At 65.8% G+C, this 13,778-nt stretch carries 9 protein-coding genes; 8 read left to right on the top strand and 1 reads right to left on the bottom strand.

Annotation, left to right across the window (positions count from 1 at the left end; genetic code table 11):
* Window positions 1–158 precede the first annotated feature (158 nt).
* From RR42_RS09410 to RR42_RS09395, 4 genes are all read left to right on the top strand, one after another.
* Window positions 159–2,216, top strand: coding sequence for a sigma-54-dependent Fis family transcriptional regulator (locus tag RR42_RS09410; protein ID WP_052494551.1), 2,058 nt, complete (start codon window positions 159–161; stop codon window positions 2,214–2,216).
* 344 nt (window positions 2,217–2,560) lie between these two features.
* Complete coding sequence (locus RR42_RS09405) at window positions 2,561–3,634, top strand: 2,3-butanediol dehydrogenase (RefSeq protein ID WP_043351735.1); 1,074 nt, start codon at window positions 2,561–2,563, stop codon at window positions 3,632–3,634.
* A gap of 176 nt (window positions 3,635–3,810) precedes the next feature.
* Window positions 3,811–4,959 carry a hypothetical protein gene (locus tag RR42_RS09400; RefSeq protein ID WP_043351733.1) on the top strand — a complete coding sequence of 383 codons (1,149 nt, stop codon included), beginning with the start codon at window positions 3,811–3,813 and terminating at the stop codon, window positions 4,957–4,959.
* 343 nt (window positions 4,960–5,302) lie between these two features.
* Window positions 5,303–6,616: an MATE family efflux transporter gene (locus RR42_RS09395; RefSeq protein WP_043351731.1), complete on the top strand. Its 1,314-nt coding sequence runs from the start codon at window positions 5,303–5,305 to the stop codon at window positions 6,614–6,616.
* 111 nt (window positions 6,617–6,727) lie between these two features.
* On the opposite strand, the gene RR42_RS09390 is transcribed toward RR42_RS09395, so the two are convergent.
* Complete coding sequence (locus RR42_RS09390; RefSeq protein ID WP_043351729.1) at window positions 6,728–9,430, bottom strand: LuxR C-terminal-related transcriptional regulator; 2,703 nt, start codon at window positions 9,428–9,430, stop codon at window positions 6,728–6,730.
* 311 nt (window positions 9,431–9,741) lie between these two features.
* Here RR42_RS09390 and RR42_RS09385 point away from each other — a divergent pair, with 311 nt between their 5' ends.
* The 4 genes from RR42_RS09385 (at window position 9,742) to RR42_RS09370 (ending at window position 13,703) form a co-directional block, all read left to right on the top strand.
* The gene (locus RR42_RS09385; RefSeq protein ID WP_043346027.1) at window positions 9,742–10,689 is read left to right on the top strand and encodes a universal stress protein; all 948 of its coding nucleotides are present in this window, start codon (window positions 9,742–9,744) and stop codon (window positions 10,687–10,689) included.
* A gap of 64 nt (window positions 10,690–10,753) precedes the next feature.
* A complete protein-coding gene (locus RR42_RS09380) occupies window positions 10,754–11,734 on the top strand; it encodes a quinone oxidoreductase family protein (protein ID WP_043346026.1) in 981 nt (326 codons plus the stop codon).
* Between the two features lie 9 nt (window positions 11,735–11,743).
* On the top strand, window positions 11,744–12,592 hold the full coding sequence (locus RR42_RS09375; protein WP_043346023.1) for a TauD/TfdA dioxygenase family protein: 849 nt from the start codon (window positions 11,744–11,746) through the stop codon (window positions 12,590–12,592).
* A gap of 55 nt (window positions 12,593–12,647) precedes the next feature.
* Complete coding sequence (locus tag RR42_RS09370) at window positions 12,648–13,703, top strand: 3-keto-5-aminohexanoate cleavage protein (protein ID WP_043346020.1); 1,056 nt, start codon at window positions 12,648–12,650, stop codon at window positions 13,701–13,703.
* The last annotated feature ends 75 nt before the right edge of the window (window positions 13,704–13,778 follow it).

Genomic DNA, 13,778 nt, shown 5'->3' with positions numbered 1-13,778 from the left:
CCGTGCTGCGCTGCAATGTGAGCGCCGGTTCGGGATGTGCTAAAAAGACGCGGCACGCAGACCGGTGCCGCGTGATCGTGGCACACAACGCAGCCGTGTCGACCTATCGAACGCCGACGCACCTTGCAATTGGCGTGACGCATGTTGAGGAAGCTGGCATGACGCAATCATATGCACTGCAACACGCACGACGCGTTTCATCCGTGGTCGACAATGCATCATTCCATGAAGCGGCGGCGCAGGCGCGCCTGTTTCGCTCCTGGACCCGCTCGCTCAATACCTTTCAGCTGGATCCGGGCAATACGTCAGGCCCGCGCGTCATCAGTGCGGCGGAGCTGAAAGACCGACGCAATCGCGCCGAGGCCCTGCTGCGCTTCTCGAGCCCGGTGGTGGAGCGCTTGCACGGCATCGTTGGCAAGGCGGGCTATTGCGTGCTGGTGGCCGACGCCGATGGCGCCCTGATCGATTTTCGTGGGCAGGAAGACCGGCGCAAGGAATATCGGCAGCACGGCCTGTATCACGGCCGCTATTTCACGGAGGACGCCGAGGGGACCAGCGGCGTGGCCTGCGTGCTGGCAGACAAGGAACCCATCACCGTCCACACCGAGGATCACTTCAGGGCAGCGTTCACCTGCCTGACCTGTACCGCCGCGCCCATCATCTCGCCAGCCGGCGAACTCACCGGCGTGCTGGACGTATCGGCCGTGCGAAACAGTGAAAACCGGGACTCGCAGGAACTGATCTACGCCTGGGTGTGCCAGGCGGCGGAGATGATCGAGAACGCCTACCTGCTCCACGATACCGGCCACTTGTGGACCCTGTACCTGCACCGCAGCCAGGACTACCTGAGCCTGCACCCCGAACTGCTGATTGCATTCGACGATGCCGGAAACATCGCATCGATGAACCGGCAGACGAGAAGCATGCTGAGCAGGCTATACACCGCGATTCCGTCGAACGTCCAGCATCTGTTCGATCTCAATGCCGGACAGGTCATCGACCTGAACAGCGGCCTGGAGATGTTCCCGTTGCGCCTGACCCGTGGCGGGGACCGCTTTTTCGCGAGACTTCGCCCGCCGCGCCAGGCCTTGCGCACGATATCGCTGCCGCCGGGACACCCGGCCGCCGGCCACGCCGAGCCGGCGGCCCGTGCCATCGCCAGCGATCGCCTGGTCACCGGCGACCCACAGGTCTCGTCGCATCTCGCCCGCGCGCTCCAGATCATCGACCGGCGCATTCCCGTGCTGCTGCAGGGCGAGACGGGAACAGGCAAGGAGGCATTCGCACTCGCCGTGCATCGCGGTTCGCTGCGCGCGCCGCAGCCGTTTGTCGCCGTAAACTGTGCGGCCATCCCGGATACGCTGATCGAAAGCGAGCTGTTCGGCTACGCGGAAGGCGCATTCACCGGCGCAAAGCGCAAGGGTCTCAAGGGAAAGATACTCCAGGCGCACGGCGGCACTTTGTTCCTGGACGAGATCGGCGACATGGCTTTGCCGCTGCAGACGAGGCTGCTGCGCGTGCTGGCTGAGAACGAGCTGGTGCCGCTGGGCTCCGAGCAATCGGTGCGGGTCGATATCAACCTGATCTGCGCCACCCACAGGGACCTTGCGCGCATGGTCTCCGAAGGCACTTTCCGGGAAGACCTCTACTATCGCCTGACTGGCGCCGTGTTCCGGCTGCCTCCCCTGCGCGATCGCACTGACCTGGGCGAGCTCGTCGACTTCTTCCTGGCGGATGAAGCCCAGGCGCACGGCACCCGGTCCGCGCTGTCCGAGGAGGCAATGGCATGCATCCGCCGCTATCGCTGGCCCGGCAACGTACGGCAACTGCGCATGGCATTACGCTACGCATGCGCGCTGGCCGCAGCCCAAGGCGTCATTGTCGCCGAAGATCTTCCCGACTACCTGCGCTGCCCGGCCGATGCCGCGCCAGCGGCGCCGCAGCCCGCGAACCCGCCAGTCACCGCGCAGGCATTCGACAGTGCCGGCCTGCGCCCCGGCGAGCTTCTCGAACGAGAGCACATCGCGCAGATGCTCGCCTGCCACCACTGGCGCGTCAAGGAAACCGCCAAGGCACTGGGCATGAGCCGCGCAACCATCTACCGCAAGATGGCCAGATACGGCATCGTCTACCCGGGTTCGGCATCCTTGCCTGGAGCGCCGCCCTTGTCTCAAACAGACGCTCAGACAGACGCTCAGGCGGACGAGGCGGACTGAGGCACGGTGTCTCACCGGATCGAGCCGGGCCGTCTCACGCTTGCCGCGCCGTAGCTTGCCAGTCCATCGCCGGCGTCATGCTGTATCGCAGCACTAATCCCGCGCTGCCCACGCTTTACCCTGCCTGCGCCTGAGCCCTCCCCGCGCTGCGCCGCAGCGCACGCTGCGCCTTCGTCATCCACCTTCGTCTGCTGTCCTCTCTGGCATGGATCATGCGGTTTCCTTCCTGCACGAAGGCCACGCCACACGTTGACCCGCGCCACCCGCATGGCCCTTCGTCGATTCCCCACAACTACGATGGAGACACAACCGTGAGCAACGAAGGTTCGGTACATCAGTCCAGCATGAAGGCCGCCGTATGGCGGGGTCGCCACGATGTCCGCGTCGAGGAGGTACGCGTCCCGGACAAGCCCGCCGAAGGATGGGTAAAGATCCGCGTGCATTGGTGCGGCATCTGCGGGTCGGACCTGCATGAATATGTCGCGGGCCCGGTCTTTATCCCGGTCGACCACCCCCACCCGCTCACCGGTCTGAAGGGGCAATGCATCTTGGGCCACGAGTTCAGTGGCGAGATCGCGGAACTGGGCGCGGGCGTGACCGGTTTCAAGGTCGGCGAACGCGTCACCGCGGATGCCTGCCAGCATTGCGGAAAATGCTATTACTGCACCCATGGCCTGTACAACATCTGCGAGAGTCTCGCGTTCACCGGCCTGATGAACAACGGCGCATTCGCGGAATACGTCAACGTACCGGCGGAGCTGCTCTACAAGCTGCCGGAGAACTTCCCCACCGAGGCGGGGGCACTGATCGAACCGCTGGCGGTAGGGCTTCATGCCGTGAAGAAAGCCGGCAACATCGTCGGCCAGACGGTTGTGGTGGTTGGCGCCGGCACCATCGGCCTGTGCACGATCATGTGCGCGAAGGCGGCCGGCGCAGGCCGCATCATCGCGCTCGAAATGTCGTCGGCGCGCAAGAAGAAGGCGCTGGAGGTTGGCGCCAACGTCGTCATCGATCCCAAGGAATGCGACGCGATCGCGCAGGTCAAGGCACTGACCGGCGGCTATGGCGCGGATGTGTCCTTCGAGTGCATCGGCAACAAGGCCACGGCGAAGCTTGCCATCGACGTGATCCGCAAGGCCGGGAAATGCGTGATGGTGGGCATCTTCGAAGAGCCCAGCGCATTCAATTTCTTCGAGATCGTATCGACGGAGAAGGAAATCATCGGATCGCTCGCCTATAACGGCGAATTCGCCGACGTGATCCGCTTTATCGCCGATGGCCGCATCGACGTGCAGCCGCTCATCACCGGACGGATCTCCCTCGCCGACATTGTGTCGCAAGGCTTCGAAGAACTCGTCAACAACAAGGATGGCAACGTCAAGATCATCGTCCAGCCGGTTGCCAGCCTGGCAGCCTGACCGCTGGACAACTTGACGGCTTGACGGCTTGACGGCCGCTCATTCCAACGCGCCGCGTTGACCAACGCGGCCACCCTCCCATCCCACCGGCATGCGGGCCTCGCGCGATGCAGCGTCGCGCAGCGGCCAGCGCGCGCCTCGCGTGCCGGGCCTTCATCGTACTGGACATGCCGGTCATGGAACCCCTCAGCCCCAATATCGAAGCTCAAGACACACCAGCGCTCGCGCCTGCCGGACTAGCGCTGCGGCCATTGGCATTCTCCGTGGCCGTCTTCCTGATCGTGCACGGCATCAGCCTTGGCGTATGGCGCCTGTTCGCCGACCCCGCCCAGGCCGTCTGGAAATACGCCCCCCAGCCATTTGGCATGTACCTCTTCTGGGGCATCCTGGTGCTGGTCTTCGTCGGCTTCAACTTCGGCATGGCGGGATTCTCAGCGCTGAAGCAGCCCGTGCGCGGCTGCGCCGCCACGGTCGTGACGCTGGCGCTCTCCTTCGCCGTGCCCGCCGCACTGGTCCATGGCTACGGCGCACTGGATCCGGCATTCAGCGCCATCAACGGCGCCGGCTACGGCGCGGCCGGCCTGATCGTGCTGATCGGCTTCTACGGCTTCGGCATACTGGCAACAGGCATGGCCGGATGGCCGTGGTCCGACAGCGGCCTGCGCCCCGCGGCTAGCGGCCTTGCTCAAATCGCCGCCGGCTGTTGCCTCACGGGCCTGGGATACTTCCTGCTGATCTATCCCAGCGTGTCGGCCACCACCGCGCCGCATGCGATCCTGCTGCCGTTGCCGGTGGCGATCGGCTGGTTCTATTCCGTCATCGTAGCGTGGCTGACGACATTCCTGATCTTCGACAACTGGCCGTGGAACAGGCTGGCCCGGAAAAGCCATATGGCGCTCGCCGCGCTGGCCGGCAACTTCTTGCTGGGCACTGCGCTCTATGCCGTGCATCTGGCGTTGCTCAGATGGGTCCTCATCCCTCCCGGCGCCGTTGAAAAAATCGGCGCGATGCTTCCAAGCTGGCCCGCGCAGCTAGGCGTATGCATTGCCTTCTGGCTGATCTTCTGGGCCAACGTTGCCGGCAACTGGCCGACACGGTTCGGTGCCGGCACGAACCGGGCCATACGCGCGGCATCGTGCTGGGGCCTTGGAGTGATCTCCTTTTTTGCCTATACGCGATGGTTTGCCGGCACCGTGCTGCATGAAGCGCAGATCATCCCCGGCTTTGGCGGCGATCCGCTCACCTGGGTCGACCTGCTCAACTACGTCATGCTGATCTACGCCGTCTATTTCGAGTTCTACGGTCTTTCGAAGAGGAACGGCTGATCTACCTGCCGCAAGGCTTGGCCGGCACTCCGCCCCCTCGCGCGCTTTGCGCTGGCCATGAGCGACAACGGATGGATCGAAATGGAGCGCTACGGCATTGTCGCACCCAACCAGCACTAAGGCTTCGGCCGTGGAAGAACCGTAAACACCTGAGTCCCGGCACGTACGGCGCGGGTGAGCGGCATCGTTCCTGTTCACCCGCGCGGCAGCAAGGCGGTGGATCGACCATAATGTCGGTCGCCCCCAAAACACCCAGCCCTTGCTGCGCAACGTGCCAGACGCCGACAGTCCCCTCTCATCCGCTTCACCCGCCAACGGCAGCGCTTGCAGCGCACCGCCGGCCCTGCCCGCTTCGCACTGGCACCGCCGCGTGCTGGCGCTGGCGTGCCCGATCATCCTGGCCAACCTGACCCAGCCGATCCTGGGTGCGGTCGATACCGCCGTTGCCGGCCACCTGCCGGACCCGGCCTACCTGGGCGGCGTGGCCGCCGGCGGCCTGTTCTTCAGCTTCGTGTTCTGGGGCTTCGGGTTCCTGCGCATGGGTACCACCGGCCTCGTCGCGCAAGCGTATGGCGCCCGGGACGGCGCGGCATTGCGCGCCACGCTGGCACGCGCCCTGATGCTGGCCACCGTCATCGGGCTCGGCGTGCTGGCCGTACAGATGCCCTTGATCCACGGCGCGCTGGGCCTGATCGGCGGCAGCGACACACTCCAGCACCACGCGCGGGCCTACAGCCATGCGCGGATCTGGGCGGCGCCTTTTGCCTTGTGCAATTACGTGGTGCTCGGCTACCTGCTGGGCTGCCAGCGCGTGCGGCTGGGCCTGCTCATCCAGCTCTTCATCAACGCGGTGAACATTGCCGCGGTACTGCTCTACGTTTATGTATTCGACTGGAGCATCGCGGGGATCGGCGCTGCCACCGCCACCGCCGATGCGTGCGGCTTCATGCTGGGCGCCGCCCTGCTCTGGCGGCTGCGCCCGCACGGCCTGGCGCCCCTGCGCTGGGCGGTGGTCGCCGATGCGCACGAACTGAAGCGGCTGGTCGCCCTCAACCGCGACATCTTCATCCGCACGCTGTGCCTGGTGGCCAGCTTCGGCTGGTTCGCCCATGCGGGCGCCCGGCAAGGCGACGTGATCCTGGCGGCCAACGCGCTGCTGCTCAACTTCCAGACCTTCATGGCGTACGCGCTCGATGGCTTCGCGCATGCGGCCGAGGCGCTGGTGGGCGCCGCCATCGGCACCCGGGACCGGCACGCCTTCCGCCGCGCGGTCCGCGTCACGATGATCTGGGGGGCAGTGGGCGCGCTGTGCTTCTCCCTGGTGTATGCCAGCGCCGGAGCATGGATCATCGCCTGCCTGACCGACCAGCGCACGGTCCACGACGCGGCGGTGCGCTACCTGCCGTGGGCGGTTGCCCTGCCGCTGGTTTCCGTGTGGGGCTTCCTGCTCGATGGCGTGTTCATCGGCGCCACCAGCACGCGCGACCTGATGCACTCGATGGCCTTGTCGTTCGCGGCGTTCATGGTGGCGGCGCTTGCGCTGGCCGGCCCGTTCGGCAACGATGGCTTATGGGCGGCGCTGCTGCTGTTCATGGCCGCGCGCGGCGTCACGCTGGCGCGGGTGTTCCCGCGCATCGAGGCCAGCCGCCTGGCGTGATGTCGGACATCGCCGGACTTCGGTGCCTGGCATCCTGGTCGGGCTGGGGCCGGGACGAGAGGAATGGCGTCACGCTACCGGCCACGCCCGCCGGGACTGCCGGCACTCCCGCTATGCGTCGCGCAACAAGCCCAGCAACTGCGCCCGGCGCACGATCTGCTTGCGGGTGCCGGCATCCAGCTTGGCGGACAGGTTCTTCAGGTGCCACTTGACCGTCTCCTGACCGATGCCCATGGCAAGCGCGATTTCCTTGTTGGCAAGATGCCGGGCCAGCAACTCCAGGACATTGCGCTCTTTCGGCGTCAGCACCATGCTGGGCGCCGCGCGCGGCCCGTCTGCGCCGGCCTCGGCAGCAAGGTGTACCGCCGCACGTGCCGGCCTGGCAGGATCAGGACGCTGCGTACCGATCGATTCCGTCTCGATATTGCGAGCCCAGTCCGCCAGCGCGGGATGGATGTCGCGCACGCCTCGCGTCACCCCGTACGCCTCCAGCAGGTTCATGGCTTCACGCAGCAAGGTAAGGCTCTTCTCCCCGCAGCGGTCAATGGCCAGCGCCCGCAGCGCCATGATTTCGATGCGCACGACCTCGCGCTTCATCGCCTCGGCCCCAGCCTCCGCTCGCATCAGTTGCTGCTGCGCCGCGCGCCAGTCTTGCTCGGCAATGCACGTGTAGGCGTGCGCCAGATCCTGGAGCAGGACCAGGTTGCGCCGCTGGATCGCAGACTCGGGCGCGGCATTGTCCGCGACGATCTCATCAACGCGCCGCAGCAGGGCCCGGCACGTCTCGGAGCGAAAACGCCCGCTATGCAGCCGCAACTGCTCTGTCAGGCTGGCCACGCACAGCCTGGGCAGGTTGCGGGCAATGCCCACCGCATACAGGGTCTCGAGCAGGTCGAGAGCGCGATGCTCAACGCCCCTGGCGGCAGCGATGCGGGCCGCCGTGCGGTAAGCGAGCAGCACCGTGTCTGGCGTGCCGCCACGCTCCAGGACATCCAGGCGATTGGCCAGGAGCGCTGCCGCTTCGTCTATCTGGTCCCGCGCATAAGTGGCGGCGGCCAGCAAGCCGGCGATCATGCAGGAAAACGGGTGGCGCCGGCCCAACTCTTCGTCGGCGCGTGCCAGCGCCGGGCGCAGCGTGCGCTCCGCCAATAACACCTGTCCCTCGAACAGGTACCCAAGCCCGATGATGTAATCGCGCCAGCGGATCACGTAGCGGTAGGCAAGACTGGCGTCGCCGCGCGGTGCGTTCTGTTCGTAACGCCGCGCCTTGGCATACTCCCCCGCCATCAGCGCACGCACGGCCAGGCGGTTGGCGTGCGCCTGCCGCAGCCATGCATCGTTGACGGGCGGTGCCTCCCCCCAGCGATCGAAGAACGCCGCAATGCGGTCCGGCTCGTCCGCGTAGTAGGCCGCGGCGCTCAGGATCAGGTCGATCTCGTAGCGCATGGCATCGTCCGGCGTCGCATGGTGCAGGATTTTCCGCACTTGCACCTCGGCCTGCTGGTGGCGCTCGCTCAGCGCCAGCGCCCATGCCGCGGCCAGGCGCAGGCGTGGATGCCGGTCGAGCTCGGACTCGGGCAGCCATTCGAGCCATTCGAGCACGGCGGGCAACTGGCCGCGCGTGGCGGCTTCATACAGGCAGCGCTGCGCCAGGTTGTAGGCAGTCTCGCGCTGGCCGCTGGCGAGCGCGTGGCGCGCGGCAGCCTCGGTCATGCCGTGATCGGCAAGCCAGTGCATCGCGCGATCGTGCATCCCGGCGAGTTCCTGTGCCGGAAGGTCCGCCAGCCGGGCGCGCAGCGCATCACGTGCCATCGCATGCAGGCGGAACCACTCGCCATGCTGGTCCGAGACGACGAACAGCGGCGTGTCACGCATCAGACGCTGCAATCGTTCCTGCGCATCCGGCAACCCCGTCATGGCGCGGCAAAGATCCGCATGCAGCAACTCCACGATCGAGATGCGCGTCAGGAATCCAGCATCCGCATCGGAGAGCCGGGCGAGCAGCGCTGTAACGAAGTGTTCTCGCATGCCTGCGGTACTGCTGGCGAAGGCATCGATGGCGGCAACGGGATCCGGGGCATGGGTGGCTGCCGCCAGCGCAAGTTGCAAGCCAAGCGGCCAACCCTCGGTCACGTCGTGCAGCCTGGCGCAGGCGTCGGCCTCCACGCTGGCCTCAAAGTGCATGCCGATCAGCGTGATCGTCTCGTCCAAGCGGAAACGCAGCAAAGCGGTATCAACCTTCACGCACTGGCCATACGGTCCCAGCCGCTCAACCACCGTGTCGAACCCGTCACGGGCCGCCACCACGATGCGCAGGTTGGATGGCAAATTGTTAAGCAGGTAGATCAGCGCATCGCGGCTGCCGTCCGGCAGCCGCTCGGCCTCATCCAGGATGAGCACGACATCCAGTGCAAGGTGGGCAACCTCGGCCAGCCATGCCGTGAAGCCCTCCAGCGGCGCGTCGGTCACCCTTCCTCCTGCCAGCAGCCGTGCGCCGAACGCAGCGCGCCCGCAGCCGGAGCGAATCGCGCTCGTCAGGCTCATCAGCAACCGGGGGGGATCGTTGCTCTCATCCAGCGACACCCAGGCAACGGCGCTGCCGCGCATGATGTATTCGCGGTGCCACTGGATCAGCAGCGATGTCTTGCCGAAGCCGGCAGGCGCTTGCACGATCGTTACGGGCCGGTCACGAAACCGCTCGCTATCCGAGCGCAGGCGCGAGCGCGCCAGCAAGTGGCGCGGCGCACGGGGCGGACTGGTCTTGAGGAGCAGTTCCGATGCTGTGATGCCAGTGCCACTGTAGGGATTTGTCATCAAGGAATCCCGGCAGGCGATGCCGATCAAGAGGGTTGAGCGTATCCGGCTGGTCAACCGACGCGCACGGCAAATGCCGCGGATTATAGCCATGCCAGGTGCGTTTCTGGCCGCACTCAGGGATATCCCTGTGCCCAATCCCCCCCGCTGCTGGGGGGCGCCCCCAACCAGAGCGCTTCTACCATTCAATCCACATCAGGACGATCAAGCAAGGGACGCAATGCCTCTCACCGACGACCCAATCGCTACACCGGCCGGCGACGTCGTCCTAACCCGACCTAACCCGACCTAACCCGAACCGGCCCCAAACCATGCTCCGCCATCTGTTCGTCCCTGTCGACCCTCGCGACCATGACGCCAAGGCAGCGCTGCAAGCGATCGCGCTGGCCCGCAGCCACGGAGCACGCATCAGTTTCCGGCATGCGCAGGACAACGGCACGCGCGGGCAGTCGCAGGCCCGCGAGGCGCTGATCCGGGCAGATGCGGCGGCACGTGCACAGGGGGTAGCGAGCACGTTCGCCAGTCTGATTGCAGAACATCCGGCGCGGGCCTTGCTGGCCGCGGCGGACCAGGCCGGTTGCGATGCGATTGTCCTCGCCCACGGCGCGGGGGATCTCGCCGGGCCAGCGTCACCTGCCAAGGACATACTGATGCATGCCCGCATGCCGGTGCTGTCGATCGGGGCTGCTTGCGCACCCGCGCCGATTGCGGCGATCGCTTTGCTGCACAACGCATACAGCCGCCTGGCCACATTGCTGCATGCCTGGCTGCACCTCGTCGAAACGACGCAGGCGGCGGGCGCGCCGATTGTCGCGGCTCCCATGCTCGCGGCCATCGATTATGTGCGCCAAACGCTTCATCCCCTGCAGCGGCGCAAGGAGGCCACGTTGTTTCGCCGCCTGAGCCAGCGCAGCGAGGCATTGCGCGCGGAACTGGACGAGCTGTCCCGCCAGCATTTGCGCCAGGAGAACCTGCTCGAAGACCTTGCCGTGCAGGTGGAGCAAGCTGCCGCCAGCGCGTGCGCGCTTACGGCACTGGCCCAGGTGGTCGAACTGTATGCCCACCTGGCATGGGAGTACCAGGGCCGCGAAGAAGGCGTGATATTGCCGGCGGCGCGCCACTACCTCACTCAGGCCGATTGGGATGCGCTGCATGTCGCACTGACCCAGAGCTTCGGTCATCACGCCGGGACGTCCCCCGATGCTGCCTTTGCGCAGCGACTGGCCGGGCTTGCCCCTGGCGCACCGCAGGGTGCCTGAACGCAAGCCGGCGGATCACCGCCAAACCGAATCAACCACATACTGAATATAACCAGGAGTCAACTTGCCACACGCCATTCGAATCCATGAAACCGGTGGCCCGGAAGTCTTGCAATGGGAAGAGGTCGCGGTAGGCGATCCGGCTCCTGGGCAGGCACGCTTGCGCCATGAGGCCGTCGGCCTGAATTTTGCGGACACTTACTTCCGCTCGGGCCTGTACCCGATGCCTCTGCCGGCCGGCATGGGCGTTGAAGCCGCCGGCGTCGTCGAGGCTGTCGGGGCCGGCGTCAGCCAGGTCGCGGTTGGCGATCGCGTCACCTATACGGGCTTTCTGAACACGCTCGGCGCGTACAGCACCGCACGCCTGATCCCGGCCGCGGCGCTGATCAAGCTGCCCGCCGGAATCGCCTGCGAGACAGCTGCCGCCATGACCATGCGTGGCCTGACTTCTGCCTACCTGATGCGCCGCATCTACGCGTTCAAGCCCAACGACACCATCCTGCTGCACGCCGCCGCCGGCGGGGTCGGCCTGATCGTCTCGCAATGGGCGAAGCTGCTCGGCCTCACCGTGATCGGCACCGTTTCGAGCGAGGCCAAGGCGGCAGTCGCCCGCGCCCACGGCTGTGACCACATCATCGACTACAGCCGTGAGGATGTGGCCAGGCGCGTGCGCGAACTGACCGGCGGAGTCGGCGTCAACGTGGTGTTCGACAGCGTCGGCAAGGACACCTTCGAGGCTTCGCTGGACTCACTCAAGCGCCGCGGCCTGATGGTCTGCGTGGGCACCGCCTCGGGCCCAATCCCGCCGTTCAACCCGCAATTGCTGGCAATGAAGGGGTCGCTCTACCTGACCCGCCCGGCCCTGGCCGACTACATCGCTGATCCCGCCGAAAAGAAGGAACTGGCGGACGAGCTGTTCGCCCATGTCGCGGCCGGCCGCATCCGGATCGAGATCAACCAGCGCTACGCTCTGCAGGACGCGGCACAAGCCCATCGGGACCTGGAGTCGCGCAAAACCACCGGTTCCTCGGTCTTCACGGTCTAGGAGGGCAGCATGCGTGTCGAACAACTTACCTGTGCCATCGGCGCCGAACTGGTTGGCGTAAAACTGGCGGACGCCATTCACGATGCCGGCCTGTTTGCGGAAATCCGCGCCGCGCTGCTCAAGCATCGCGTGCTGTTCCTGCGCGGCCAGGACATCACGCGCGCCGAACACGTGGCCTTTGCCCGCCTGTTTGGCGAACTCGAAGATCATCCGGTAGCCGGCAGCGACCCCGACCACCCTGGCCTGGTGCGGATCTACAAGAATCCGGAACAGCCGAACGACCGCTACGAGAACGCCTGGCACGCCGATGCCACCTGGCGCGTAGCCCCGCCCTTCGGCTGCGTCCTGCGCTGCGTGGAATGTCCGCCCGTCGGCGGCGACACCATGTGGGCCAACATGGTCCTGGCCTATGAGAACCTGCCGGACCACATCAAGAGCCAGATCGCCGGGCTGCGTGCGCGTCACAGCATCGAAGCCAGCTTCGGCGCCGCCATGCCGATCGACAAGCGTCTCGCGCTGAAGGCCCAGTTCCCGGACGCCGAGCATCCAGTCGTACGCACCCACCCGGAGACCGGCGAGAAGGTGCTGTTCGTGAATGCCTTCACCACGCACTTCACCAACTTCCACACGCCGCAGCGTGTTCGCTTCGGCCAGGACGCCAATCCGGGCGCCGGCCTGCTGCTCAGCTACCTGATCAGCCAGGCCAGCATTCCCGAGTACCAGGTGCGCTGGCGCTGGCAGCCCGATAGCGTGGCGATCTGGGACAACCGCTCGACCCAGCACTACGCCGTCATGGATTACCCGCCCTGCCATCGCAAGATGGAGCGCGCCGGCATTATTGGCGACACCACGTTTTAGGCGTTCAGCTGCCTTAGCGCAGTTGAACCCACCCCAATCCGACAAGGAGTAACAAATGCAATTTCTCGACGATTCCCTGCATCCCGAAAACCAGGACAAAGTGGTCATCACCGTGGCGCCTTATGGCCCCGAGTGGATGCCGGCGGATTTCCCCGAGGACATTCCGGTGACGATGGAAGAACAGGTGCAAAAGGCCGTTGACTGCTACAACGCCGGGGCCACGGTGCTGCACCTGCACGTGCGCGAACTCGATGGCAAGGGCTCCAAGCGCCTGTCCAAGTTCAACGAGCTGATCGCCGGCGTGCGCGCCGCGGTGCCGGACATGATCATCCAGGTGGGCGGCTCGATCTCGTTTGCGCCGGAAGACGACGGTCAGGCCGCCAAGTGGCTCTCGGACGATACCCGCCACATGCTGGCCGACCTGGACCCCAAGCCGGATCAGGTGACGGTAGCTATCAATACAACGCAGATGAACATCATGGAGTTGCTCTATCCAGAGTACCTGGAGGGCACCTCGCTGGCCAACCCGGCGTTCCAGGCCGCCTACAGCGAAATGACCGTGCCTGCCGGCCCCGCCTGGGTCGAGGAGCACCTGAGGCGCCTGCAAGCGTCCGGCATCCAGCCGCACTTCCAGCTCACCGGCATGCATGCGCTGGAAACGCTCGAGCGCCTGGTGCGCAAGGGCGTGTACACGGGACCGCTGAACCTGACCTGGATCGGCATTGGCGGCGGCTTCGATGGCCCGAATCCGTTCAATTTCGTCAACTTCATCCATCGCGCGCCGGATGGTTGCACGCTGACCGCCGAATCGTTGTTGAAGAACGTCCTGCCGTTCAACATGATGGCCATGGCGATGGGCCTGCATCCCCGCTGCGGCATCGAGGACACCATCATCGACCAGCACGGCAACCGCATGAGCTCGGTGCAGCAGATCGAGCAGTGCGTGCGCGTCGCCCGCGAGCTCGGCCGTGAAGTGGCCAGCGGCAAGGAAGCGCGCAAGATCTACAAGATCGGCGTGCAGTACAAGGATGCCGACGAAACCCTGGCAATGCATGGCATGGCGCCCAACCGCAAGCCGCGCCAGGTAAACCTGCCCTTGCGCGCAGCTTGACGGCAACCCGGGCAAGCAGAGAGACGGCAACGCCCATCCGCTTGCCCCGGCACGCACAATCCGCGCCGAATTCGC

The sequence above is a fragment of the Cupriavidus basilensis genome (assembly GCF_000832305.1).
Lineage (GTDB): Bacteria > Pseudomonadota > Gammaproteobacteria > Burkholderiales > Burkholderiaceae > Cupriavidus > Cupriavidus basilensis_F.
This window is presented reverse-complemented; position numbering and strand designations above follow the sequence as displayed.

Bases quoted from the DNA above. Each gene is read 5' to 3' on its own strand.
- RR42_RS09410 (WP_052494551.1), top strand. From the start codon at position 159: ATGACGCAATCATATGCACTGCAACACGCACGACGCGTTTCATCCGTG.
- RR42_RS09405 (WP_043351735.1), top strand. From the start codon at position 2,561: ATGAAGGCCGCCGTATGGCGGGGTCGCCACGATGTCCGCGTCGAGGAG.
- RR42_RS09370 (WP_043346020.1), top strand. From the start codon at position 12,648: ATGCAATTTCTCGACGATTCCCTGCATCCCGAAAACCAGGACAAAGTG.
- RR42_RS09390 (WP_043351729.1), bottom strand. From the start codon at position 9,430: ATGACAAATCCCTACAGTGGCACTGGCATCACAGCATCGGAACTGCTC.
- RR42_RS09375 (WP_043346023.1), top strand. From the start codon at position 11,744: ATGCGTGTCGAACAACTTACCTGTGCCATCGGCGCCGAACTGGTTGGC.
- RR42_RS09385 (WP_043346027.1), top strand. From the start codon at position 9,742: ATGCTCCGCCATCTGTTCGTCCCTGTCGACCCTCGCGACCATGACGCC.
- RR42_RS09400 (WP_043351733.1), top strand. From the start codon at position 3,811: ATGGAACCCCTCAGCCCCAATATCGAAGCTCAAGACACACCAGCGCTC.